The organism is Lysobacter oryzae DSM 21044 (assembly GCF_059568595.1).
Genome location: NZ_JCANTQ010000010.1, coordinates 18,277 through 41,758 on the forward strand (window position 1 = coordinate 18,277; position 23,482 = coordinate 41,758).

Annotated in this window: 23 protein-coding genes and 1 pseudogene; 18 read left to right on the top strand and 6 right to left on the bottom strand. The window is 67.6% G+C overall.

What is annotated here, in order from left to right:
- Positions 1-202: 202 nt before the first annotated feature.
- The 6 genes from BP05_RS06190 to BP05_RS06215 all read left to right on the top strand — a co-directional run bounded on the left by BP05_RS06190 (position 203) and on the right by BP05_RS06215 (position 3,665).
- Positions 203-325 (top strand): hypothetical protein, encoded by a 123-nt coding sequence (locus tag BP05_RS06190; protein ID WP_496361567.1) that lies wholly within the window; start codon positions 203-205, stop codon positions 323-325.
- Positions 326-506: 181 nt separating this feature from the next.
- On the top strand, positions 507-1,157 hold the full coding sequence (locus BP05_RS06195) for a LysE family translocator (protein ID WP_496361569.1): 651 nt from the start codon (positions 507-509) through the stop codon (positions 1,155-1,157).
- Positions 1,158-1,234: 77 nt separating this feature from the next.
- Positions 1,235-1,807, top strand: coding sequence for a YceB family lipoprotein (locus BP05_RS06200; protein WP_496361571.1), 573 nt, complete (start codon positions 1,235-1,237; stop codon positions 1,805-1,807).
- Positions 1,808-1,819: 12 nt separating this feature from the next.
- Positions 1,820-2,470, top strand: coding sequence for a hypothetical protein (locus tag BP05_RS06205; protein ID WP_496361572.1), 651 nt, complete (start codon positions 1,820-1,822; stop codon positions 2,468-2,470).
- Positions 2,467-3,186: a hypothetical protein gene (locus tag BP05_RS06210; RefSeq protein WP_496361574.1), complete on the top strand. Its 720-nt coding sequence runs from the start codon at positions 2,467-2,469 to the stop codon at positions 3,184-3,186. The genes BP05_RS06205 and BP05_RS06210 overlap by 4 nt, the downstream gene beginning before the upstream one ends.
- A gap of 8 nt (positions 3,187-3,194) precedes the next feature.
- A complete protein-coding gene (locus tag BP05_RS06215) occupies positions 3,195-3,665 on the top strand; it encodes a putative toxin-antitoxin system toxin component, PIN family (RefSeq protein WP_496361576.1) in 471 nt (156 codons plus the stop codon).
- On the opposite strand, the gene BP05_RS06220 is transcribed toward BP05_RS06215, so the two are convergent.
- Entirely contained in the window at positions 3,666-5,972 is a 2,307-nt protein-coding gene (locus tag BP05_RS06220) for a DUF5916 domain-containing protein (protein ID WP_496361578.1), read from the bottom strand.
- Between the two features lie 367 nt (positions 5,973-6,339).
- A pseudogene (locus tag BP05_RS06225) lies at positions 6,340-6,804 on the bottom strand (SET domain-containing protein); the annotation flags it as partial.
- A 734-nt stretch (positions 6,805-7,538) separates the two neighbouring features.
- Here BP05_RS06225 and BP05_RS06230 point away from each other — a divergent pair.
- From BP05_RS06230 to BP05_RS06275, 10 genes are all read left to right on the top strand, one after another.
- On the top strand, positions 7,539-8,006 hold the full coding sequence (locus BP05_RS06230) for an SUF system Fe-S cluster assembly regulator (protein ID WP_496361580.1): 468 nt from the start codon (positions 7,539-7,541) through the stop codon (positions 8,004-8,006).
- A gap of 43 nt (positions 8,007-8,049) precedes the next feature.
- Entirely contained in the window at positions 8,050-9,531 is a 1,482-nt protein-coding gene (sufB, locus tag BP05_RS06235) for a Fe-S cluster assembly protein SufB (protein WP_496361582.1), read from the top strand.
- A 123-nt stretch (positions 9,532-9,654) separates the two neighbouring features.
- On the top strand, positions 9,655-10,419 hold the full coding sequence (gene sufC / locus BP05_RS06240; protein ID WP_496361583.1) for a Fe-S cluster assembly ATPase SufC: 765 nt from the start codon (positions 9,655-9,657) through the stop codon (positions 10,417-10,419).
- 1 nt (position 10,420) lies between these two features.
- Entirely contained in the window at positions 10,421-11,731 is a 1,311-nt protein-coding gene (gene sufD / locus BP05_RS06245; RefSeq protein ID WP_496361585.1) for a Fe-S cluster assembly protein SufD, read from the top strand.
- On the top strand, positions 11,728-12,963 hold the full coding sequence (locus tag BP05_RS06250; protein WP_496361587.1) for a cysteine desulfurase: 1,236 nt from the start codon (positions 11,728-11,730) through the stop codon (positions 12,961-12,963). The genes sufD and BP05_RS06250 overlap by 4 nt, the downstream gene beginning before the upstream one ends.
- An 84-nt stretch (positions 12,964-13,047) precedes the next feature.
- Positions 13,048-13,305, top strand: a complete 258-nt coding sequence (locus tag BP05_RS06255) for a hypothetical protein (protein WP_496361589.1) — start codon at positions 13,048-13,050, stop codon at positions 13,303-13,305.
- The gene (locus BP05_RS06260; protein WP_496361591.1) at positions 13,302-13,850 is read left to right on the top strand and encodes a GNAT family N-acetyltransferase; all 549 of its coding nucleotides are present in this window, start codon (positions 13,302-13,304) and stop codon (positions 13,848-13,850) included. Before BP05_RS06255 ends, BP05_RS06260 begins: the two co-directional genes overlap by 4 nt.
- Before the next feature lies 1 nt (position 13,851).
- The gene (locus BP05_RS06265) at positions 13,852-14,175 is read left to right on the top strand and encodes a non-heme iron oxygenase ferredoxin subunit (protein ID WP_496361593.1); all 324 of its coding nucleotides are present in this window, start codon (positions 13,852-13,854) and stop codon (positions 14,173-14,175) included.
- Between the two features lie 92 nt (positions 14,176-14,267).
- A complete protein-coding gene (locus tag BP05_RS06270; RefSeq protein ID WP_496361595.1) occupies positions 14,268-16,430 on the top strand; it encodes a TonB-dependent receptor in 2,163 nt (720 codons plus the stop codon).
- A 79-nt stretch (positions 16,431-16,509) separates the two neighbouring features.
- Complete coding sequence (locus tag BP05_RS06275) at positions 16,510-17,154, top strand: PepSY-associated TM helix domain-containing protein (protein WP_496361597.1); 645 nt, start codon at positions 16,510-16,512, stop codon at positions 17,152-17,154.
- A gap of 27 nt (positions 17,155-17,181) precedes the next feature.
- On the opposite strand, the gene BP05_RS06280 is transcribed toward BP05_RS06275, so the two are convergent.
- Both BP05_RS06280 and BP05_RS06285 read right to left on the bottom strand, forming a co-directional pair.
- Complete coding sequence (locus tag BP05_RS06280; RefSeq protein WP_496361599.1) at positions 17,182-17,802, bottom strand: HutD/Ves family protein; 621 nt, start codon at positions 17,800-17,802, stop codon at positions 17,182-17,184.
- A 164-nt stretch (positions 17,803-17,966) separates the two neighbouring features.
- The gene (locus tag BP05_RS06285) at positions 17,967-18,308 is read right to left on the bottom strand and encodes a ComEA family DNA-binding protein (RefSeq protein WP_496361601.1); all 342 of its coding nucleotides are present in this window, start codon (positions 18,306-18,308) and stop codon (positions 17,967-17,969) included.
- Positions 18,309-18,545: 237 nt separating this feature from the next.
- Here BP05_RS06285 and BP05_RS06290 point away from each other — a divergent pair, with 237 nt between their 5' ends.
- Positions 18,546-20,036 carry a M20 family metallopeptidase gene (locus tag BP05_RS06290; RefSeq protein WP_496361603.1) on the top strand — a complete coding sequence of 497 codons (1,491 nt, stop codon included), beginning with the start codon at positions 18,546-18,548 and terminating at the stop codon, positions 20,034-20,036.
- A gap of 165 nt (positions 20,037-20,201) precedes the next feature.
- Positions 20,202-20,462, top strand: a complete 261-nt coding sequence (locus BP05_RS06295) for a GlsB/YeaQ/YmgE family stress response membrane protein (protein WP_496361605.1) — start codon at positions 20,202-20,204, stop codon at positions 20,460-20,462.
- Positions 20,463-20,536: 74 nt separating this feature from the next.
- On the opposite strand, the gene cysN is transcribed toward BP05_RS06295, so the two are convergent.
- Complete coding sequence (gene cysN, locus BP05_RS06300) at positions 20,537-22,438, bottom strand: sulfate adenylyltransferase subunit CysN (RefSeq protein WP_496361607.1); 1,902 nt, start codon at positions 22,436-22,438, stop codon at positions 20,537-20,539.
- On the bottom strand, positions 22,438-23,388 hold the full coding sequence (gene cysD / locus BP05_RS06305; RefSeq protein WP_496361609.1) for a sulfate adenylyltransferase subunit CysD: 951 nt from the start codon (positions 23,386-23,388) through the stop codon (positions 22,438-22,440). Before cysD ends, cysN begins: the two co-directional genes overlap by 1 nt.
- Positions 23,389-23,482: the final 94 nt, after the last annotated feature.

Here is a 23,482-nt window from a genome sequence, read left to right on the forward strand (position 1 = left end):
CCGTCACAGGCCCGGATGCCCGCTGCCGGGAAGCCGCGGCACCTACACGTTGCTGACCGCGGCAACGGCGGCCGTGAAAATGCGATGCGCGGCACCAACCGGGGAAGTCGCGGGGCCGGCTGCCGAGCCCTGTGATCCGGATCGCAGAACCGGGCCGGCTTCGGGCGTTTCATCCCCCTGCACCCACGGGGGGTCCACCACCATGAACGCCGGAAAGCCAACCCGGTCCACCGACCGGATCGAACGTCTAGCCCGCAGCATGCTCGGAGCCGCGCTGCTCATCGCCGTCACCTGGGCCGTCATCGGTCACACCGCCCTGGCGTAATGCCGGGATCGGATCGGCTGCCCGCGCAGCCGAGTCCGGACAAGATGGTCGCGATGTAGGGCACTGCTCCACGCGCGCAGGCGAGTCGCCCGCCCGCACGCCGCACGACGTCACCCGCCGACGCTCCGCAACCTTGCCCGGGACACCGACCGCCGGGGGCGCGTGGGCGGATAATGCGGCCATGCACCTGTTCGACGCTCCCACCCTGCTCGCCTTCCTCGCCGCGGCCGTCGTGCTGGTGATCATTCCCGGCCCCGGCACCGCGTGGATCGTCGCGCAGACGGTGGCAGGCGGCACCGCGCGCGGACTGCGCGCCGGACTGGGCCTGGAAACGGCCACCCTCATCCATGCCCTCGCCGCCGGCCTCGGACTGTCGGCGGTGCTCGCCACCTCGGCGCTCGCCTTCGAAGTGCTGAAGTACGCCGGCGCGTTCTACCTGGTCTGGCTGGGCATCAAGGCCTGGCGCGGTGGCAGCGACGGCGCCGGCGCGGAGCTGCACCCCGCCCCCGCCCAGGCCTCCGCTGCAACCACCGGCGCCGTGTACTGGCGCTCGGTGATGACCGGCGTGCTCAACCCCAAGGTGGCCTTGTTCTTCCTCGCATTCCTGCCGCAGTTCGTGCATCCCGAGCGCGGGCTGGTGTGGCTGCAGTTCCTCGTGCTCGGCGCGCTGCTGTCGCTGATCGGCTTCAGCCATAGCGCCTTCCTCAGCACCATGATCGGCCGGTTCGGACGCAAGCTGCGTGGCAGCGGGCGCTTCGCGCATTGGCGGCAGCGCGCGTTGGGCGCGTTCTTCATCGGCCTCGGCCTGCGCCTGGCGCTGCAGCAGCGCTGAGGCCCGCCGCAGGTTCACTTGCGATGCCCGGGGACGCGCGTATCGTCCGCACACCCTCGCTTCAACGGGACCCGCCCATGAACCCGCGCCGTCGCTTCCTTACCGCCGCCGCCTTCGGCACCGCACTGGCGCTGGCCGGCTGCTCGACGCTCAGCGCCGTCACCGCGCTGCTCGGCAACCAGGTCAATTTCTCCCAGCCGCAACTGCAGCAGGCGCTCAGTCGCAACTTCCCCAAGCATTACGACAAGCTCGGCGGGCTGGTCTCGATGACCCTGCTCAACCCGCGCCTGTCGATCCCCCAGGGCACCAACCGGCTGCGCCTGGATTTCGATCTCGGCGTTGGCGCGCTCGGCAGCGACAGCAGCCGCCCCAATGGCCACTTCGCCCTGACCAGCGCGGTGCGCTACGACCCCAGCACGCGCGGGCTGCACCTGCAGGATCCGGCGATCGAGCAGGTGAACGTGCCGGCCATGGGCGGCATGATGAACAGCTCGGCGCGCGGCCTGCTCAACAACTGGCTGGCCGGCTACGCCCGCGACGAACCCATCTACCGCTTCGACAACACCCTGCTCGATCGCCTCGGTTCGCGCCGCATCGGCCGCACCGACATCGAGGACGGCCAGGTCGTGGTGCACCTCGACGACAACTGACCCCAGCATCCGATGCGTAACCATTTCAGCGCCCTCCTTTTGCTCTCCACCCTGCTGCTTGGCGCCTGCGGCGACGAAGCGGCCAAGCGCACCGCGGCCGATGGCAGCGGACCCGCCGAACAACTGCCGACACCGGCGGGGACCTCGGGCGGCGTGACCGGCATGCCCGATCGTCCCGGGCCCGGCCATGTCGGCCCGCCCGTCGCGGAAGCGCCCGCGGTGCCGGTGGACGAGGACGGCAATCCGCTCGTTCCCGACGCACCCGAGGGGGACACGGCGGCCGCCGGCGAACCCACGCCGGAGGACGCCGTCGCCGTCGTTCGCGACTACTACGGCGCGATCAACAGCGGCGACTTCGGCCGCGCCTATGCACTGTGGTCGGATGCAGGCCGCTCGAGCGGACAGTCGCCGCAGCAGTTCGCCGCCGGTTTCGCCGACACCACGGGCGTGTCGGTCGAGATGCAGGCGCCGGGCGACGTCGATGCGGCCGCGGGGTCGCGCTACATCGAAATACCGGTGACGATCACCGCGACCCGTCGCGACGGCAGCCAGCAACGCTTCACCGGCGCGTACACGCTGCGCCGCGCGGTGGTCGATGGCGCGACGCCGGAACAGCGCCAGTGGCGGATCGCCTCGGCCAACCTGCAGGAAGCCGGACCGTGACAGCGCGCCGGCTCGGCGCGTTCGCCCTCGCCCTGCTGCTCGCGGCATGCAACCGGCCGGCGCCATCGGTCGAAGCGACGGCGCAGCCCCCGGCCAGCGTCGCGACCACCCCGGCGGATGCGCCGGCCGTTGCGCCGCCCGCCGACGCCTCGTCCGACGCGCTGGTGCTGCCCGGCCCGTTCGCCGCGGACAGCACGCCTGACTCGCTGCGTCGGATCTTCGGCGCAGGCAACGTCCGCATCGGCAACGTGCCGGGCGCGGAAGGCGAGACCTCGCGTGGCGTGATCCTCTTCCCGGACGACCCGGGCCGGCGCGCGTACCTGTATTTCCAGGACGAATCCACGTTGCGCGGCTTGTCGCTGGTGCGCGTCTTCGATCCAGAGTCGCGCTGGCGAATGGACGACGGCATCGCCATCGGCACGCCGCTGGCGGAACTGGTCAGGCGCAACGGCAAGCCGATCACCTACAGCGGCCTGGGCTGGGATTACGGCGGCGTCGCGCAGGACTTCGGCGGCGGCACGCTGGAGGCGAACGGGAACGACCCGGTGCGGCGCAGCTGGCGCCTGGGCCCGAAAGACGACAAGGACGATCCCGCCGACGCGTATCCCATCGGCGAGGGCAGCTACCGCAGCGACGACCCGCGCTATCCGCGCCAGGGCGATACGGTCGTGGTGAACGAGCTGTCGGTGACGTTCCCGGGCGAGGACGACCTGTAGTCCGCGCCGTGGCTTCCTTCGACGCCACCACGGCGACGCCGATGGTCGTCCTGGACACCAACGTGTGCCTGGACCTGTTCGTATTCGACGATCCGCGCTGCGTCCCCCTGCACCAGGCGCTGCACGCGAACGAGCTGGTTGCCGTGACCGATGCCGCCTGCCGCGAGGAATGGCGTCGCGTGCTGTCCTATCCGGTGCTGCGCCTGGACGACACCGGGCGCGCGATCGCGCTGGCCCGCTTCGATGCCCTCATACGCTGCGTGCCGATGGAAGGCAGCACGGACCCGGCCGCGCCAACGCTGCGCTGCCGCGATCCGGACGACCAGAAATTCCTCGACCTGGCCCTGCGCGCAGGCGCGCGCTGGCTGCTCAGCCGCGACGCCCACCTGCTGTCCCTGGCGCGCCGCACCCGGCGCAGCGGACTGTTCGCAATCCTGACGCCGGAGGCCTGGCTGGCGGCGCGCCCCGCCAGCCCGTGATCAAAGTTCGAAGCGGTAGGAAAGCTTCACCAGCAGCTGCTCGCTGTCGCGCAGGCTGAAGGCGTCCTGGAACTCGTCGCGCGCGCGGAAGCCGCCGCCTTCGAGTTCCTCGAAGAACGAACCGCCGCGCACGTAGGCGATGTAGAGGTACGACAGCGGCGCGAGCTCGTAGCGGTAGCGCACCTGGAAGCCCAGGTTGCGCAGGCCGACATCCGGAATCGCTTCGGCCGCGGCCACCGGCTCGCCGTTGGCGGCCACGCGGTACGCCTGCCGCGCCTTGGCGTCCAGGCCGATCGCTTCCAGGCGGACGCGCAGTTCCTGCTTGTCGCTGATCAGGAACACGCTGCCCGCGTTGAGCAGGATCATGTCCTCTTCATAACTGCCCAGCAGGTTGCCACCGCGCCACAGCAGCCAGTCCGGGTTGTGCTCGAAGTACCAGGAAGTGAAGAAGCGCAAGCGGTCGTTGACGTGGAAGGTCGGCTCGAAATCGAGCTGGAGCTGGCCCTTGTGCGGCGTATCCAGGCCTTCGGACGTCCAGCGCGCGTTGCCGTAGAACTCCCAGTGGCCATCGCCCTGGCGCGGGCGATTGCGTTCGTAGAACAGGAAGTACTTCGCCGGCATGTTGACGATGCCGTTGCCGCGCAGGATGCGGTCGTCGTGGCCCGACGACCACCAGGCGATCTCGAAGAAGTCGTTGCCGCCGTCGTGCAGCTGGCCATTGCGGTTCATCGCGAAGGCGTCGGCGATGTGCAGGCCATGGTCGTTGAAGCGCCGCGACGTGGCCCAGTGCCAGTCGGCCGCGCTGTAGCGCGAGGTTTCCGGCAGGTTGGTGAAGCGCTTGCCGAGGTCGTAGCGCGCGTAGTTGAAGTTGTTGCGTTCCAGGAAGCCGAAGTCGTTGAGCTGCAGCTTGTCGCCCAGGTGCAGCATGTACAGCTGCTGGCGCCAGCCCTCGCCCATGTCCCAGTCGATGCGCATCTGCGCGCCCATGTCGCTGCCGGACTCGCGCGGATCGCGCCGGCCGAACGCATCCGTGCCCAGGCCGTCGACGTCGGAGCCGACCAGCGTGGTGCGGATCGACCACTGCGGGCTCGGGGTCCAGCGGTGGTCGACCTCGTAGACATTGGCTTCGCGCCCGATGCAGCCCGCGGCGTCCTGCCCGTAGCAGGGCCGCTCGACCCGCGTGACCATCGCGCCGATACCTTGGGTGTCGCCGTCGTGCGAGGTGCGCACCGCGTAGAAGTCGCGCCCGGCTTCATCGGCCTCGGTCGCGGCGAACACGCCGTAGTTCAATGCCCCGAGGCTGCCGTTGACCTTGACCGCGGCGGTGACGTCGCCGGCCCCGCTGCCATCGTCGGCGTTGGCGCCGATGCGGCGGGTGTAGATCAGCTTGTTGGAGGTGTTGAGCGAGCCGAACGGGATGTCGAAGTAGCTCTGGTTCTCGGTGAAGAACGGGCGCTTGTCGCTGAAGAAGGTCTCGTTGGCGCTGAAGTTCACCACCAGCTGGTCGCTTTCGACCTGGCCGAAGTCGGGATTCAGCGTGGCGCTGAGCTGGAACTTGCCGTTGGGCTTCCAGAAGATGTCGGCACCGGCGTCGAAGTCCGCCTTGTTGGCGATGTTGTCGTACACGACCGACGTGTACGGCGTGATCGCCAGCAGCGACTGACTGAACGCCGGCACCTGCACTTTGTTGAGCGCGGTGAGGAAGCGCGTTTCCTGGAAACTCACCGCCGGCCACGACGCGCGTTCGCCGGTGGCGCCGATGACGCGGTCGAGCTGGATCCCCAGCGTGCGCGTGCCGTTTTCGACGTCACGCATCGGGGCGATGTGCCAGGGGATCAGCATCTCCACCGACCAGCCCGCCTCGTCCTCGCTGGTGGCGTGGCGCCAGTCGCCGTCCCAGTCGGTGTTGAACTGGTTCTCGTTGGAGATGGTGGTGTCGATGATGCTGTTGGAGAGCAGCACCGTGAAGTTGTAGCCACTGCGGCCGTCGCCATCGAAGTCGACGTACAGGTTGACCCGGTCGGCCTGCGCGCCCTGGTCGCGCTGGGCCTGTTGGCGCGTGCGCGCGATCCCGGGTTCCTGCAGGTTGCGGAACGCCACGGCCAGGCCTTCCTCGGTCGCGAGGATCCAGGCCTCGGTCGGCTGCGGCGCCGGCGCGCGCGACAGCGGCTGGGTGAGGCGGAAATCGGTGATGTGCTGGGCGCCCTGCCATTCGGCCGGGTCGATGCGGCCATCGACTTCGACGGCGGCAAAAGCGGAAGGCGCGGCGAGCGCGGCCAGGATGGCGGTGGTCAGCGTTGCACGCATGGAAAGTCCGGAAAGTGGAAAGGCGACGGCGTCCGTTTGCGCTGCCCGCCGGGATCGTCGTCCCGGCTGGCCCGCAGGGTATGGCCGACCCGGGCCATTACCGACTGGCGGAAGTCATGCCAACCAATTGCCTACGTCGCGCATCGCGGCAGGCGATGGCGGATGAACAGGAAGTGGAAGCGCCCCGGGGATCGCCCCGGGGATCGCCCCGGGGATCGCCGCGAGGACGCTGGCGGCGCCGCGCACAACCCGCAAAAAAGAAGCGCCGGGACGAACCCGGCGCTGGCAGGGGAAGGACCGGTCAGTCCTTCTTGCCCTTGCCCTTCTTTTTCTTCTTGTCCTTTTTCTTCTTTTTTTCGGACTTGTCTTTCTTTGGCTGCAGCATCGTGCCGGTGCAGTTCGGGGAGCCGCAGCGGCATTCCCAGATCTTCTTCAGCTCCTTGGTGTGCTTCTCCTCCAGGCGGATGCCGTAGTTGTACGACAGCTCCTCGCCGGGCGCGATGTTGCGCATAGCCTCGATGAACACCCGGTCCTTGCGGCGATCGTCGCCGTCATCCTCTTCCAGCACCGCCTCGCAGTTCGGATCGCAGCTGTGGTTGATCCAACGCGCCGAATTGCCTTCGTAGTTGGCGTCGATCACGTACTTGTCGTTGAGCGTGAACAGGAAGGTATGCCCTGAATCGACGTCGCCGGTGTCGCCTTCGTCGACTTCCTCGTGGGTGCGGCGGCGGCCCTTGTACTCGATCAGGCGCTCGCCCTTCTTGATCGGCGCGACGGCGAACATGCCGTTGCCATGGATGTTGGAACGACGGGTGGCGATCTTGCGGGGCATGCAGGGTCCGGGCGGAAAGGAATTGGCGAAAGGCGGCGATTGTGCTTGAAAGCGAGGATGCCGTCATCGCGGGCACGAAGGCGCGAAGACGGGCCTGTCCGGATGAGCTGCCTGGCCGAGTGACCAACCACGCGACCTCGCGAGCGGCCGGCCGCGCCGCGAGGTCGAAAGGGCCCGCTTGTCCTTCGTGTCGGTGCAGCCTCGTGAGCGGTCGCCGGAGGCTCCTCGCCGGATGACACCTGCCTCGTCGCTGACCGCAACGGCCTCGTCGTTTGACCCCACAGCCTCGGCGTTGACGCGCGCCGACCTCGTCGCCGGAGCTCACCCGCCGCGTCGTTGGACCTCACCGGCCTCGTCGTCCGACCTCGCCGGCCTCATCGTCGAACGCTCGGGCCTCGGCGTCGCGGCTCACCGGCCGCGTCGTCGCATTCCATTCGCCTCGTCGATGCAGCTCACCTGCCTTTTCGTTGGGCCTCACCTGCCTCGTCGTAGGGCCTCGCCTGCCTCGTCGGTGGAGCTCGAAGGCCCGTCGCTGACGCCCTTCTGCCTGGTCGGTGGAGGGCCTGAACCCCGGCGTTGCAGCTCACCTGCCCCGTCGCCGGCCCTCTCCACCCTCGCCGTCGCGCCCCAAGGGCTCGCATTCGCGCCTCCGCGGGGGCGGCGGCGGGGCCCGGCTCGACCCGGCGCAGCCAAATCAGTACAATTCCAGTACGAATTAAACCCGGCCTTGCCGCATGCTCCGAGTCGCCAAGCTCACCGACTACGCCACCGTGGTCATGACCGTGCTCGCCGCCCACCAGGTTGGCGCGCCCGAAGTCGTGCTCAGCGCCACCGAACTGGCTGAACGGGCTGGACTGGAGACGCCGACGGTCGCCAAGGTGCTCAAGCCGCTGGCGCAGGCCGGGCTGGTCTCGGCGGCCCGCGGCGCCAACGGCGGCTACCGGCTGTCGCGGCCGGCCGCGGCAATCGGGCTGATCGAGATCGTCGAAGCCCTGGAAGGCCCGCTCGGCATGACCGAGTGCAGCGTCCACAGCGGCAACTGCGGCATCGAGCAGTCCTGCGGCGTGCGCGCCAACTGGAACCGCATCAACGACGTGGTGATCGACGCCCTGCGCGGCATCACCCTCGCGCAGATGCTGGCCCCGCCCCCTCCCCACCCTGCATCGGCGAAGCGCATCGACCTGCGCCTCGCCGCCACCTAGGACGGCTCCCGCCGTCCGGCCCGACGTTCCATAGGCAGCCACCATGGCCACCGAAGCAACCACCGCCAACATCGCCGAAACTCCGGCGGAAACGAATCGCGAGATCCGTGAACAGCTCGGCCGCAAGTACGAGGCCGGCTTCGTCACCCAGATCGAATCCGAATCGCTGCCGCCCGGCCTGAACGAAGACGTCATCCGTGCGATCTCCGAGCGCAAGAACGAACCGGAGTGGATGACGCAGTGGCGCCTGGCCGCGTACCGCCACTGGCTGACCATGACCGAGCCGCACTGGGCCAAGCTCGACATCGCCCCGATCGACTTCCAGGCGATCAGCTACTACTCCGCGCCCAAGGGCCCGAAGTACAAGTCGCTGGATGAAGTGCCGCAGGAGCTGCTCGACACCTACGAGAAGCTCGGCGTGCCGTTGCACGAACGCGCCAAGCTGGCCGGCGTCGCGGTCGACGCGGTGTTCGACTCGGTGTCCGTGGGCACCACGTTCCGCAAGGAACTGGCCGAAAAGGGCGTGATCTTCTGCTCGATGTCGGAGGCGGTGCGCGAATACCCCGAACTGGTGCAGAAGTACCTGGGCAGCGTCGTCCCCACCCACGACAACTACTTCGCCGCGCTCAATTCGGCGGTGTTTTCCGACGGCTCGTTCGTGTTCATCCCCAAGGGCGTGCGCTGCCCGATGGAGCTGAGCACCTACTTCCGCATCAACGCCAGCGAGACCGGCCAGTTCGAGCGCACCCTGATCGTGTGCGAGGAAAAGGCCTACGTCTCCTACCTGGAAGGCTGCACCGCGCCGCAGCGCGACGAGAACCAGCTGCACGCCGCGGTGGTGGAACTGGTCGCGCTGGACGACGCCGAGATCAAGTATTCGACCGTGCAGAACTGGTACCCGGGCGACGAGAACGGCGTCGGCGGCATCTACAACTTCGTGACCAAGCGCGGCGAATGCCGCGGCGCGCGCAGCAAGATCACCTGGACCCAGGTGGAGACCGGCTCGGCGATCACCTGGAAGTACCCGTCGTGCGTGCTGCTCGGCGACGACTCGGTGGGCGAGTTCCACTCGGTGGCCCTGACCCATCACCGGCAGCAGGCCGACACCGGCACCAAGATGATCCACATCGGCAAGCGCACCAAGTCGAAGATCGTCAGCAAGGGCATCAGCGCCGGTCGCGGCCAGAACACCTACCGCGGCCTCGTCCGGGTGGAGAAGAACGCCGAGGGCGCGCGCAACCACACCCAGTGCGATTCGCTGCTGATCGGCAAGAAATGCGGCGCGCACACGTTCCCGTACATCGAAGTGAAGCATCCCTCGGCGACGGTGGAGCACGAGGCGACGACTTCGAAGATCAGCGACGACCAGCTCTTCTACTGCCGATCGCGCGGCATCGGCGAAGAGGACGCGGTGTCGATGATCGTCGACGGCTTCTGCAAGTCGGTGTTCAAGGAGCTGCCGATGGAGTTCGCGGTGGAAGCCAAGAAGCTGCTGGAAGTCTCCCTCGAGGGCGCGGTGGGGTAAGCACCCACGCCTGGCCGGTACCCAGCCGGCATCGGCTGCGCCGGCCAAGGCCGACCGTACCCCGGCTAGCGCAAGCCAGATTTTTTCGCCACGTGTGGCGACCGAATTCACCAGAGAAACGAAATGCTGAAGATCGAAAACCTCCACGTCCGCGTCGCCGGCAAGGAAATCCTCAAGGGCCTCTCGCTGGAGGTGAATCCGGGCGAAGTCCACGCGATCATGGGCCCCAACGGCGCCGGCAAGTCCACGCTCGGCAACGTGATCGCCGGCCGCGAGGGCTACGAGATCGTCGAGGGCTCCGTCGAATTCGAAGGCCGCGACCTGCTCGCGCTGGCCCCGGAAGAGCGTGCCGCCGCCGGCGTGTTCCTCGCCTTCCAATACCCGGTCGAGATTCCCGGCGTGAACAACACCTACTTCCTGCGCGCCGCGCTCAATGCGCAGCGCAAGGCGCGCGGCGAGAGCGAGCTGGACTCGATGCAGTTCCTGAAGAAGGTGCGCGAGAAGCTGGCGGTGCTGCACCTCAAGGACGACCTGCTGCAGCGCGCGGTCAACGAGGGCTTCAGCGGCGGCGAGAAGAAGCGCAACGAGATCTTCCAGCTTGCCCTGCTCGAACCGAAGCTGGCCATCCTGGACGAGACCGACAGCGGGCTCGACATCGACGCGCTGAAGAACGTCGCCGAGGGCGTCAACGCGTTGCGCTCGGCCGCGCGGGCCTTCCTCGTCGTCACCCACTACCAGCGCCTGCTCGACTACATCAAGCCCGACGTGGTGCACGTGCTGGCCGATGGCCGCATCGTCGAGACCGGCGGCCCCGAACTCGCCCTGCAACTGGAAGAACACGGCTACGCCTGGGTCAAGGACCGCGTCGCCCCCGGAGCGGCGGCCTGACATGAGCGCCCTGCTTGACTCCTTCGCATCCGCCCTCGATGCCCTGCCCGGCCGCGATGCCGCCGGCCTGGGCGAATCGCGCCGCGACGCCCTGGCGGCCGCGCTGCGCGACGGCCTGCCCGGCAGCCGCAGCGAACGCTGGAAGTACACGCCCCTGCGTGCCTTCGAGCGCCGCGCATTCGCCCCGGCGGCCGCGGTGCCGGCCGTGCTGGACGCCGCCCTGCTCGCCGGCATTCCCGCGCCGAGGCTGGTGTTCGTCAACGGTCGTTTCGACGCCGCGCACAGCGACCTGTCCGGCTTGCCCAAGGGCGTGACCCTGCAACCGCTGTCGCAGGCGCTGGCCGACGGCCACGAACGCGAGGTGAACTTCCTCGCCCGCCGCTTCGAGCGCGCCGACGAAGTCTTCGCCCGGCTCAACGCCGCCCTCGCGGACGAGGGCGCGATCCTGCGCGCCGAGGAAGGCGCGTCTTCGACCACTCCCATCCACCTGGTGTTCGCCGGCGCATCCGCGGAGCGCGACCTGGCGTCCCACTCGCGCCACTTCATCGAGCTGCGCGGCGACGCGGAACTGACCGTGGTCGAGCACCACCTCGCCGCAGGCGCGAACGCGCATCTCGCCAACCACTTCGTCCACGTGCACCTGGCCGCGCGCTCACGCCTCACCCATGTGCGCGTGCAGGATGAAGCCGTGACCGCCACGCTGCTGACGCGCACCGATGCCGTGCTGGCGCGCAGCGCCACCTATTTGCGGCTCGATCTCGAACTCGGCGGCGCGCTGTCGCGCCATGAGCTCAATGCGTCGCTGCAAGGCGAAGGCGCCCAGGTGATCGCCAACGGGGTATTGCTCGCGGACGGCAAGCGCCATCTGGACACCCGCTTGGCCATCGAACACGTGGCGCGAAACACCCGCTGCGAACTGCTGTGGCGCGGTCTCGGCGCGGGCCGCTCGAAGGCCGCCTTCCATGGCGGCATCACCATCCGCGAGGGTGCCGATGGCAGCGTCGCCGAGCTGTCCAACAAGAATCTGCTGCTTTCCGAAGGCGCCGAGATCGACACCCAGCCGGTGCTGGAGATCCACGCGGACGAAGTTCAGGCCGCGCACGGCGCCGCCGTGGGCCAGCTCGATCCGACCTCCATGTTCTACCTGCGCAGCCGCGGCATTCCCGAGCCCCAGGCGCGGGCGCTGCTGACCGCGGCGTTCTGTCGCGAGGCGCTTGCCGTCATCGAGGACGCGCCGTTGCGGGATGCGTTGACGGCGAAACTCGACTCGGCCCTGGCGCGCACGGGACACGCACCATCGGAGCCGGCATGAACGCAGCGTCGAACCCCATCATCGACTGGGCCGGCGTCCGCGCCGACTTCCCGCTGCTCACCCGCGAGGTGCACGGCAAGCCGCTGATCTACCTCGACTCCGCCAACACCGGGCAGAAGCCGGCCGCCGTGATCGATGCGGTCGATGATTTCTACCGGCACCACAACGCCAACGTCAGTCGCGCCGTTCACACGCTGGGCACGGAGGCGACGGATGCGTACGAAGGCGCGCGGCGCAAGCTGGCGACGTTCTTCAACGTCCGCGCCGATGAGCTCGTGCTGTGCAGCGGCACCACCTTCGCATTGAACCTGGTGGCGTACTCCTGGGCCCTGCCGCGGCTGCAGCCCGGCGATGCGATCGTGCTCACGCGCATGGAGCACCACGCCAACATCGTGCCTTGGCAGCTCGTTGCCGAACGCACCGGCGCGACGATCAAGGTCGCCGACATCAACGATGCCGGCGAACTCGACCTTGATGCGCTGTATCGGCTGCTCATGCCCGAAGTGAAGCTGCTTTCGCTCACGCACGTCTCCAACGTGCTGGGCACGGTCAATCCGGTGCGGGAGATCTGCCGCGAGGCCCGGCGCCGCGGCATCGTCACCGCGATCGATGGCTCGCAGGCCGCGCCGCACCGGCCCGTGGACATCGCCGCGATCGGCTGCGACTTCTACGCCTTCACCGGGCACAAGATGTGCGGCCCGACCGGCACCGGCGCGCTATGGGCGCGGCGCGAGCACCTCGCCGCCATGCCGCCCTTCATCGGCGGCGGCGAGATGATCAAGGAGGTGCGCTTCGAAGGGACCGTCTACAACGACGCGCCACACAAGTTCGAGGCCGGAACGCCCAACATCGCCGGTTTCGTCGGCCTTGGCGCGGCGGTGGACTACCTGTCATCGCTGGGCATGCACCACGCCGAAGCACGGGAACAGGAACTGCTGCGGCATGCGACCGAGGAGCTGGACAAGGTCGAAGGGCTGCGCATCTTCGGGCGCGCGGGCGAGAAGGCTGCGGTCGTGAGCTTCCTCGTGCAGGGCGCGCATGCGCACGACCTGGCCACCCTGCTCGACCTCGAGGGCGTGGCGATCCGCTCCGGCCACCATTGCGCGCACCCGCTGATGCACCATTTCGGCGTTCCGGCGACGTGCCGTGCCTCGTTCGCGTTCTACAACACGCATGCGGAAGTCGAGGCCTTCGTGGCGGCGCTGCACAAGGTGCGCAAGCTGCTCGCCTGACGTCCCACTGTTGGCAAGTCGCGGACTTGCGCCCGCGTCGGCCAACCTGCGTTACGCTTTTGCCGACCACCTCCGGCAGCCCCCATGTCCGAACAAGCTGAAACACTCGCCCTGCTCCGCGAGATCCGCGACAACCAACGCGAAGCGCTGGCGGTGCAGCGCGAGCACATCACGCTCTACCAGCGCCAACTGGACCGGATCGAGCGCATCAACGACCGCGCCGAGGCCATCCAGGGGCGCGCCGCAAAGGCGGTCCGGGTGATCCTGCTGATCGCCATCCCGCTGGTGTGCCTGCTGTTGGTGCTGATGATGCTTCCCTACGTCTTCCGACTCTTCGCATGAGCCACGAAACCGCATTGAAATTCCGCAGCGCCACCCATGCCGACACCGACGCACTGGTGGCGCTGGTCGAGTCCGCCTACCGCGGCGACGTCAGCAGGCAGGGCTGGACCACCGAGGCGGACATGCTGGAGGGGCGCCGCACTGGCGCCGACGACGTCCAGGCCTGCCTGGGCCGGCCCGACAGCCGCATCCTGATCGGCGAGCGCATCTCCGCGGAAGGTATGCCCGAACTGCTGGCCTGCGCCCACGTGGCAATCGAAGACGGCGCCGGCTATTTCGGCATGTTCTCGGTGCGCCCCCACCTGCAGGGCGCTGGCATCGGCAAAGCGATGCTCGCCGAGGCCGAGCGCGTCGCCCGCGAGGAATGGAAGCTCCCGGCGATGCGCATGACCGTGATCGACATCCGCGACGAGCTCATCGCCTTCTACGAACGCCGCGGCTACCACCGTACCGGCATCAAGAAGGCGTTTCCCTACGGCGACGAACGCTTCGGCGTGCCCAAGCGCCAGGACCTGCGCTTCGAAGTGCTGGAAAAGGCCCTCTGACATGGGCGACTGGGTCTTTGTCTGCGCAACGTCACAACTGCTGCCCGGTGAAACCACCGTTGTGTGGGACGGCGACACGCCGATCCTGGTGGTGAACTACGACGGCGATTACTACGCGATGGAAGACAAGTGCTCGCACGAGGACTTCGAGCTCTCCGCCGGCCATTTTGATGGCGAAGACGCGACCATCGAATGCGCCTTGCATGGGGCGAAGTTCGACGTGCGCGACGGCCGGCCGCTGTGCGCGCCCGCGTATGAGCCGGTGGTGAGGTTTCCGGTCAAGGTCGACGAAACCGGCGTCTGGACCCGCGACGACCGCGACTAGCCATTTCGGCAAACGCGAATCGTTTGCATTTGCGAGCCACTCTCATTAAGATTCGGCGCGACGCGGCTGCGGCCGCACTCAGATTGCCGAACATGATCAACAGCAAGTTTCCGGCCGCCGCCCCGCTGGCCGCCGCCCTCGCGCTCGTCCTTTGTTCGCAGGCCAGCGCGGAACCACTCGATTCGGCCAGCGCCACCGACATCGACGCAGTCCAGGTCTATGGAACGGTCGACTACGGCTATGTCCAGAAGCGCTCCACGACGGCCACCAAGACCGATACCGAACTGAAGGATGTGCCCCAGTCGGTGACCGTGGTCACCGAGGACCTGATCCGCGACCAAGCGATGCAGAACCTCGCCGACGTGGTGCGCTACGTGCCGGGGATCACCATGGCGCAGGGCGAAGGCAACCGCGACACCCCCGTGATGCGCGGCAACAGCTCGACCGCCGACATGTTCGTCGACGGCGTCCGCGACGACACGCAGTACTTCCGCGACCTCTACAACATCGAGCGCGTCGAAGCCCTCAAGGGCCCCAACGCCATGATCTTCGGCCGCGGCGGTAGCGGCGGCGTGCTCAACCGGGTCAGCAAGCAGGCCGACTGGGACACCGTGCGCGGGCTGAACCTGCAACTGGGATCGTGGAACAAACGCCGCATCGCCGGCGATTTCGGCCAAGGCATCAATGACGCGTCGGCCTTCCGCGTCACCGGCATGTTCGAGGATTCCGAAAGCTACCGCGACGGCTACGAGGCGCGCCGCTGGGGCATCAACCCGACCTTTGCCTTCAAGGCCGGCGAGAACACCACGATTACCCTCGGCTACGAACACTTCGAGGACGAGCGCGTCGCGGACCGCGGCGTTCCGTCTTCCCCGAACGCGTTCAATGGCCGCCGCCTGCCGGTGGAAACGGCCCCCTCGACCTTCTTCGGCGATCCGGATCGCAGCTCCGCCACCGCAGACGTGGATGCGTTCAGCGCGCTGGTCGACCACGATTTCGGCAACGGCATGACGTTGCGCAACCGCACCCGCATCGCCGACTACGACAAGTTCTACCAGAACGTGTATCCGGGCGGCCCCATCACGTTCGTAGGCGGCACGCCGATGGCCGATATTCGCGCCTACAACAACGCCACCCAGCGCAGGAACGTGTTCAACCAGACCGACTTCGTCTGGGAGCTCGACGGCGACATCAAGCAGACGCTGTTGTTCGGGGCGGAACTTGGCCGTCAGGAAACCGACAACCTGCGCAAGACGGGCGTCTTCCCTTTGAACGCAACCTGCGGCGCCAACGCGACCAACAAGGTTTGCGTGCCGTTCTCGGACCCGATCTACACCGGCCCGCTCTCATTCGCGCCGTCGTCCAGTGATGCCGACAACCATACGGTGGCCAGGGTCGCCGGGCTTTACGTGCAGGACCAGATCGAGTTCTCGCCGCAATGGCTGGCGATCCTCGGCCTGCGGTATGACCGCTTCGACGTCGACTTCGAAGACCACCGCGCATCAACGCTTCCGGAAAACCGGAATCTGTCGTCCACCGACGACCTGCTCTCGCCCCGCGTCGGCCTGGTCTACAAGCCGGCGGAGCCGTTGTCGCTGTACGCGAGCTACAGCATGACCTACCTGCCCCGCTCCGGTGACCAGATGTCGTCGCTGAGCCCCAGCAACCAGGCGTTCGACCCGGAAGAATCGCGCAACCAGGAAATCGGCGCGAAGTGGGACGTGATTCCCGGCATGTCGCTGACGGCCGCGGTCTATCGCCTCGACAAGAAGAACGTCATCGCAACCGATCCCAACGACCCGACCCACTCGATCCTGACCGATGGCCAGCGCATCGACGGCGTCGAGATCGGGCTGGCCGGCAACATCACCAAGGCCTGGAGCGTCATGGGCGGCTACGCCTGGCAGGACGGCGAGGTCCTCCTTACCGGGCCCAATCGCGGGCACAGGCCGGCGCAGTTGCCGGAGCGCACGGCGTCGCTGTGGAATCGCTACGACTTCAACAGCCACTGGGGCGCCGGGCTGGGCGCCGTCTATCGCAGCGAGCTCTATCCCAACATCGACAACCAGGTCGTGGTGAAGGGCTACACCCGCTACGACGCCGCGGTCTTCTTCCAGGTCAACGAGTTGCTCGGCCTCCAGCTCAACATCGAGAACGTCTTCGACAAAAAGTACTTCGTTTCGGCCAACAGCAACGACAACATCACCCCGGGATCGCCGCGGGCCGCCTACCTGAGCGTCAATTTCAAGTTCTGATCTCAGCCATCGAAACGACCAAGGGAGCCTGCTCTTGAGCAGGGCTCCCTTGGTTTTTCTAAACCCACGGACGTCGCCAATGAACACCACGACCAGCACGGCCGATCTGGCCCGCCGCCGCAGCAACGCCACCTACCGCTGGGTGCGCCAATTGCACCTGTGGGTCGGCGCCTGGGGTGCGCTCGCGGCGATCGTCTATGGCTTCACCGGGTTGGTGATGAACAACCGTTTCGGCGATAACGCCTGGCCGCAGGGCGAGACCAGCGAAGCCGGCCGCACGACGCTGCAGATCCCGGCCGCCGCGCGACGGACTCCGGAAGAACTCTCTCTATGGCTGCGCGAAACCCAGCGCCTCGACGCCCAGGTCATCCGCAAGGGCGGCAAGGACGGTAAGGAGGGCAAGCAATCGCCGAAGTGGAACCTGAGCGGCGGCACGGCGAGCGCATCCTGGTCGCTGGAATACAGCCCAGGACAGGGAACCGCCGAACTCAAGCGCAGTTCGCACACCCCGCTCGCGGCGATCACCCGCCTGCACAAGGGCGTCGGTGGCGGTTGGGCCTGGAACCTGCTGGCCGACAGCTTCGCCGTCGGACTGTTGCTGCTCGGTCTGTCAGGCATCTGGATGTGGGCGCGCGGCCGTACGCCGCGGCAGATGATCGTGAGCGTGCTCGGGGTGTCGGTAGCGATACTGCTGGTCGTGCTGGGCCCCGCGCTGGCCGGATGAGCTGCCGCGTCAGGGCAAGCCGTCGCGCTAGGGCGAGCCGTCCGTTGCATGGTGCGGACTCACGCGCACCAGCAGGAGTTCGCCGCCGCCTTCGACCACGTGCCGCAGCCGTTCCGCGCCGGCCTGCAGGATCGCCGTATCGCCCGCCTCCAGTGCCGGCAGGCCCGAATCGTCGGCAAAACGCGCGCGCCCGGCGAGCAGGTGGACGGCCCAGGTCGTGCCCGCCTCGGCGAAGATCACCATCGGCCCCACCAGCGGCCGGTGCCACAGGTCGGCGTGCACGCGCTCGCGCCGCCACATCAGGTTGAAATCGTGCGTCGGTCCGTCGACCAGTTCACCGGTGACCGCCTGTTCGCCGGCGAAGCGCAGCTTGCCGTGCGGTGGATGCAGCTCGTGCACCTCGCCGTCCGCAAAGCGCAGGCGCAGCCCGTTGCCTGAGAGCAGTACCAACTCGCGGTCGACACCGGGAAACGAGGAGAACGCGGAGTCCCGCTCGATTTCCGCGATGGACAACCGCCAGTCCCACTCGTCCCGATCCAGCGCCTTGTAGATCTCGCGCGTCCAACCCATCTGGTTGCGCCAACGCTCGCGGCGATACTCGTTGGCGGGAATCACCCAGGAGCGAGCGAGGGAAGCGGATTCGACCATGCCCCAGTTTAACGGGCGCGATCCCGGCTGTCGGCCACGCGCCTTGGTTGCAGCCCGCACAGAGATTCGCCCGGCCACGCGTCCCTTCGTGGCCGGGCGACACACATCCTTGTCCAGGCCTGGGCCCGATTTCCCGGGGCATCCTGCCCCGGCCAAACCAGCGATCAGCGCTTGGCCGTCGCCGGGCGGGCCACGGGCACGGCGGGCTTGCGTGCCGGTGCCGGCGCCGGCGCGCCCCCGGCGACCACGATCCGGTCGCGGTTCTTCTCGACGGTCTTCAGGCCGATGCCCTTGACCAGCGTGAGCTGCTCGGCGCTCCTGAAGGCGCCGTTGGCCTTGCGGTAGGCCACGATGGCCTCGGCCTTGCTCTTGCCGATGTTCAGCAGCACACGGTCGATCGTCGCGGCATCGGCGGTATTGATGTTGACCCTCTCGGCAGCGAGCGCGCTACCGGCGAACAGCAGCGAGAGCAGAAGGGTGTGCAGCAGCGTGGCGAACTTGGACATACATGCTCCTTGTGGTGGTCATTCCTGGGTTTTGACGGCCCAACCGGTGGGCCCCGGTCCGTGGGCCGGTGAGGACAGTGTCCGCATCCACCCCACCCGCTCCCATCAGCAAAAGGCCGGCATTGCCCCGGAAACGGCCCGGACTTGAGGTAGGAAAAATCCGGCGTGCGCTAAACTGCCGCACCAATCCCACCCCCGGGCTTTTCCTGCGAAAGGTCCGCAAGCCGGAAAGCCCCGATGGATAGCCGCAAGATCGAGCAGTTCGTATCCGCCAAGTGGGACGAGGAAATCGTTCCGCAACTGGTCGAATACATCCGCATCCCCAACAAGTCGCCGATGTTCGACGCGGACTGGGTCAAGCACGGCTACATGGACGCCGCGGTCGCCCTCATGGAGAAATGGGGACGCGCTCAGGCCATCCCGGGCATGCAGCTTGAAGTCGTGCGGCTCGAGGGCCGCACGCCGCTGATCTTCATCGACATCCCGGCCGCGAACGGCGGCAGCAACGAGGACTGCGTGATCCTCTACGGCCACCTCGACAAGCAGCCGGAAATGACCGGCTGGGACGAGGACCTCGGCCCGTGGAAGCCGGTGATCAAGGGCGACCGCCTGTACGGCCGCGGCGGCGCCGACGACGGCTACGCGATCTTCGGTTCGCTCGCGGCGATCATGGCGCTGCAGGAACAGGGCGTGCCGCACTCGCGTTGCGTGGTGCTGATCGAAGCCTGCGAGGAGTCCGGCAGCTACGACCTGCCCGCCTACGTCGACCACCTGGCCGACCGCATTGGCAAGCCGTCGCTGGTCGTCTGCCTCGATTCGGGTTGCGGCAACTACGAACAGCTGTGGTGCACCACCTCGCTGCGCGGCCTGGCCGGCGGCAACTTCACCGTCAAGGTGCTGGAGGAAGGCGTTCACTCCGGCGACGCATCGGGCATCGTCCCGTCGAGCTTCCGCCTGCTGCGCCAGCTGCTCTCGCGCATCGAGGACGAAAAGACCGGGCGCATCATCCTCGACGGGCTGCATGTCGAAGTCCCGGCCGAACGTCTCGAGCAGGCCAAGGAAGCCGCGCGGGTGCTCGATACCGCGGTGTTCGACAAGTTCCCGCTACTGCCCGGCCTCAAGCCCATGGCGGACGAACTGAGTGAACTCGTGCTCAACCGCACCTGGCGCCCGGCGCTGTCGGTGACCGGCGTGGACGGCATGCCGCCATTGTCGTCCGCCGGCAACGTGCTGCGACCGTTCACCGCGGTGAAGCTCTCGCTGCGCCTGCCGCCGACGCTCGAAGGCAAGAAGGCCGGCGAACTCCTGAAGCAGACGCTCGAAGCCAACCCGCCCAACGGCGCGACGGTCACGCTGGAACTGGAGAAGGCGAGCACCGGCTGGAACGCGCCGGCGATGTCGTCGTGGCTGTCCAACGCGATCGACACGGCGAGCCAGGAGTTCTTCGGCCAGCCCGCGATGTACATGGGCGAAGGCGGCACGATCCCGTTCATGGGCATGCTCGGCGAGAAGTTCCCGGGCGCGCAGTTCATGATCACCGGCGTACTCGGGCCGCACTCGAACGCGCACGGTCCGAACGAGTTCCTGCACATCCCGATGGGCAAGCGCGTCACCGCCTCGGTGTCGCGCGTGATCGCCGAACACCACCTGGCGAGCCAGCGCGGCGAAACGCGCGGGGTAGCCGCGGTGGCCGGCGGGGATCACCACGGCGACCACGGCTGCTGCTGATCCCGCAGTTGCTCAGGAAAAAGCCCGGCTCCGTCCGGGCTTTTTCATTCCGGACGAGCGCCTGGCGCGTGCGCCGCCACGTTGCAGCGCAGCGTGCTGGCGCCCGAAGGCCTGCATAGGATGGCCGCGCCCCACACCAACCAACGATTCAACAGGAGTATCTCCATGTTCGAAGGCGTCATTGGTTACATCATCGGCGGCGCAGTCGTCGGCATCCTCGCGCGCTTCTTCAAGCCAGGCGCGGACCCGATGGGCTGGATCCTCACCATCCTGCTAGGCATCGCCGGCGCCCTGCTCGGCAGCCGGCTCGCCGGGATGCTCAACCTCACCAGCACCGTCATGGTCTGGGTCTGCGCGATCGTGACGGCGATCGTCCTGTTGTTCCTCTACGAAGCCATTCGCAGGAAGACGCCACGCGCGGCCTGAATTGGCGAGCCAGCAAGACAAAACCCCGGCATGCGCCGGGGTTTTGTTTTTTTCCGGCCAGCCTGCGCCGACGCTCAGTCGAGCAGGTGTGCGATCACCTGCTGCGCGAGCGCCTCCGGCGTGGCGTGCACGGTGTCGAGAACGACCTCCGCCCGCTCCGGAATTTCATACGGCGAATCGATGCCGGTGAAGTTCGGAATCTTGCCGGCCCGCGCCTTGGCGTACAGGCCCTTCACGTCGCGCTGCTCGGCCACCGCCAGTGGAGTATCGACGAACACCTCGACGAACTCGCCCGGCGCGAACAGCTCGCGCGCCATCCGCCGTTCCGCGCGGAACGGCGAGATGAAGCTCACCAGCACGATCAGGCCCGCGTCGACCATGAGCCTGGCGACTTCGGCCACGCGGCGGATGTTCTCCACGCGGTCCTCGTCGGTGAAGCCCAGGTCCTTGTTCAACCCGTGGCGCACGTTGTCGCCGTCGAGGATGTAGCAATGGTGCCCCATCGCGTGCAGGCGCTTTTCGACCAGGTTCGCAACGGTCGACTTGCCGGATCCGGACAGGCCGGTGAACCACACGCAACGCGGCACCTGCGCCTTGCTGCGGGCGCGCGCGGCCTTGTCGACGTCGACGTGCTGCCAATGGATGTTGCCGGCACGGCGCAGGGCGAAGTCGATCGTGCCGGCCGCGACGGTGGCGTTGCTCTGGCGGTCGATGAGGATGAAGCCGCCCAGCTCGCGATTGTCGGCGTAGGCCTCGAAGGCAATGGCATGGTCGAGGTAGAGGTTGCAGTAGCCCACCTCGTTGAGTTCGAGGTGCTTGGCGGCGAGCTGCTCCTGCGTGTTGACGTCGACCTTGTGCTTGATCTCGGTGACGCTCGCGCTGACGGTGCGCGTGCCGATCTTCAGCCAGTACGGGCGTCCCGGGAGCAGGCGCTGCTCGCCCATCCACAGCACGTGCGCGGCGAACTGGTCGGCGACCTGCGGCGGCTGTTGCGCCGCGGCAATGACATCGCCACGGCTGATGTCGAGTTCGTCGACGAGGGTCAGCGTAATCGCCTGGCCCGCGACCGCCACCTCCTGGTCACCCTGGGTGCCGATCACGCGGGCGACCTTCGAGCGCCGTCCCGAAGGCAGCGCGACGATCTCGTCGCCCGGCTTCACCGAACCCGCCGCAACGCTGCCGGCGAAGCCGCGGAAATCCTGGTTGGGGCGATTCACCCACTGGATCGGCAGGCGGAAGCCAAGCGCCGCGTCGCGTTCGCCCGGCTCGACGGTTTCGAGGTATTCGAGCAGGCTCGTGCCCCGGTACCACGGCGTGTTGGCCGAGCGTTGCAGGAGGTTGTCGCCCTGGAGCGCGGACAGCGGGATGGCAGTGACGTGATCGATGCCGAGTTGTTCGGCCAGTTCGCGGTAACCGGCCACGATCTCGTCGTACACCACCTGGTCGTAGCCGACGAGGTCCATCTTGTTCACGGCCAGCACCACGTTGCGGATGCCCAGCAACGACACGATGTAGCTGTGGCGGCGCGTCTGCGTCAGCAGGCCCTTGCGCGCATCGACCAGCACCACGGCAAGGTCGGCCGTCGACGCGCCGGTCGCCATGTTGCGCGTGTACTGCTCGTGCCCCGGGCAGTCGGCGACGATGAACTTGCGCTTGTCGGTGCTGAAGAAGCGGTAGGCGACGTCGATGGTGATGCCCTGCTCGCGTTCGGCGGCGAGGCCGTCCAGCAGCAGCGCGTAGTCGATCCCGCCGCCTTGCGTGCCGTGGCGACGGCTGTCCTTGTCGAGCGCGGCCAACTGGTCTTCGAACAGGCCCTTGCTCTCGTACAGCAGCCGCCCGATCAACGTGCTCTTGCCGTCATCGACGCTGCCGCAGGTGATGAAGCGCAGCAGGCCCTTGGTTTCGTGCTGGTGCAGGTAGGCGGAGACGGCGGCCGCGGCATCGCCGCGATCGGCAAACTGGTTCGCGGCATTCATCAGAAGTAGCCCTCCTGCTTCTTCTTCTCCATCGACGCGGACGGGTCGTGGTCGATGACACGTCCCTGGCGCTCGGACGTGGTCGCCACCAGCATCTCGGCGATGATCTTCTCCAGCGTGTCGGCTTCCGACTCGATCGCGCCCGTGAGCGGATAGCAGCCCAGGGTGCGGAAACGCACCTGCCTGAGCACCGGCGTTTCACCGTCGCGCAGCGGCAGGCGCTCGTCGTCGGCCATGATCAGCGCGCCGTCGCGTTCGACCACCGGGCGCTGCGCCGCGAAATACAGCGACGGCACCGGGATCTTCTCGCGGAAGATGTATAGCCACACGTCCAGCTCGGTCCAGTTGGAGATCGGGAAGACGCGCACCGATTCGCCCTTGTGGATGCGGGTGTTGTAGAGGTTCCACAGTTCGGGGCGCTGGTTCTTCGGATCCCAGCGGTGCTGCTCGTTGCGGAAGGAGAAGATGCGCTCCTTCGCGCGCGACTTCTCCTCGTCGCGCCTTGCACCGCCGATGGCCGCATCGAAGCCAAACCGCTCCAGCGCCTGCTTCAGCGCCTGCGTCTTCATCACGTCGGTGTGCACGGTGGCGCCGTGGCTGATCGGCCCGATGCCCTGCGCGAGGCCTTCGGGATTGGTGTGCACGTGCAGGGTGACGCCGGTCTCGGCGGCGCGGCGGTCGCGGAAGGCGATCATCTCGCGGAACTTCCAGCCGGTATCCACGTGCAGCAGCGGAATCGGCGGCTTGCCGGGGGCGAACGCCTTGCCCAGCAGGTGCAGCAGCACGGAGCTGTCCTTGCCGACCGAATACAGCATCACCGGATTGCGGAAGCCGGCGGCGACTTCACGCAGGACGTGGATGCTCTCGGCTTCGAGCCGGTCGAGATGGCTGAGGGCGGCCCGGCTGGGGACGACGGGATTCAGGACTTGGCTCAAGGACGGCAGGGACATCGGCGGGAGGCGGCGCTCATTGGCGCCAATCGTGACGCAATTCGGGGCGGCGTGCCCGGGTCGGCACGCTGGCTGGCGGCCAGTATGTCGTCTG

Coding starts and splice junctions, on each gene's coding strand:
- cysN (WP_496361607.1), bottom strand. CDS start 22,438: ATGAATGCCGCGAACCAGTTTGCCGATCGCGGCGATGCCGCGGCCGCC.
- BP05_RS06195 (WP_496361569.1), top strand. CDS start 507: ATGCACCTGTTCGACGCTCCCACCCTGCTCGCCTTCCTCGCCGCGGCC.
- BP05_RS06250 (WP_496361587.1), top strand. CDS start 11,728: ATGAACGCAGCGTCGAACCCCATCATCGACTGGGCCGGCGTCCGCGCC.
- BP05_RS06230 (WP_496361580.1), top strand. CDS start 7,539: ATGCTCCGAGTCGCCAAGCTCACCGACTACGCCACCGTGGTCATGACC.
- BP05_RS06255 (WP_496361589.1), top strand. CDS start 13,048: ATGTCCGAACAAGCTGAAACACTCGCCCTGCTCCGCGAGATCCGCGAC.
- BP05_RS06205 (WP_496361572.1), top strand. CDS start 1,820: ATGCGTAACCATTTCAGCGCCCTCCTTTTGCTCTCCACCCTGCTGCTT.
- BP05_RS06295 (WP_496361605.1), top strand. CDS start 20,202: ATGTTCGAAGGCGTCATTGGTTACATCATCGGCGGCGCAGTCGTCGGC.
- BP05_RS06290 (WP_496361603.1), top strand. CDS start 18,546: ATGGATAGCCGCAAGATCGAGCAGTTCGTATCCGCCAAGTGGGACGAG.
- sufC (WP_496361583.1), top strand. CDS start 9,655: ATGCTGAAGATCGAAAACCTCCACGTCCGCGTCGCCGGCAAGGAAATC.
- BP05_RS06265 (WP_496361593.1), top strand. CDS start 13,852: ATGGGCGACTGGGTCTTTGTCTGCGCAACGTCACAACTGCTGCCCGGT.
- sufD (WP_496361585.1), top strand. CDS start 10,421: ATGAGCGCCCTGCTTGACTCCTTCGCATCCGCCCTCGATGCCCTGCCC.
- BP05_RS06260 (WP_496361591.1), top strand. CDS start 13,302: ATGAGCCACGAAACCGCATTGAAATTCCGCAGCGCCACCCATGCCGAC.
- BP05_RS06280 (WP_496361599.1), bottom strand. CDS start 17,802: ATGGTCGAATCCGCTTCCCTCGCTCGCTCCTGGGTGATTCCCGCCAAC.
- BP05_RS06220 (WP_496361578.1), bottom strand. CDS start 5,972: ATGCGTGCAACGCTGACCACCGCCATCCTGGCCGCGCTCGCCGCGCCT.
- BP05_RS06285 (WP_496361601.1), bottom strand. CDS start 18,308: ATGTCCAAGTTCGCCACGCTGCTGCACACCCTTCTGCTCTCGCTGCTG.
- BP05_RS06190 (WP_496361567.1), top strand. CDS start 203: ATGAACGCCGGAAAGCCAACCCGGTCCACCGACCGGATCGAACGTCTA.
- sufB (WP_496361582.1), top strand. CDS start 8,050: ATGGCCACCGAAGCAACCACCGCCAACATCGCCGAAACTCCGGCGGAA.
- BP05_RS06270 (WP_496361595.1), top strand. CDS start 14,268: ATGATCAACAGCAAGTTTCCGGCCGCCGCCCCGCTGGCCGCCGCCCTC.
- BP05_RS06200 (WP_496361571.1), top strand. CDS start 1,235: ATGAACCCGCGCCGTCGCTTCCTTACCGCCGCCGCCTTCGGCACCGCA.
- cysD (WP_496361609.1), bottom strand. CDS start 23,388: ATGTCCCTGCCGTCCTTGAGCCAAGTCCTGAATCCCGTCGTCCCCAGC.
- BP05_RS06275 (WP_496361597.1), top strand. CDS start 16,510: ATGAACACCACGACCAGCACGGCCGATCTGGCCCGCCGCCGCAGCAAC.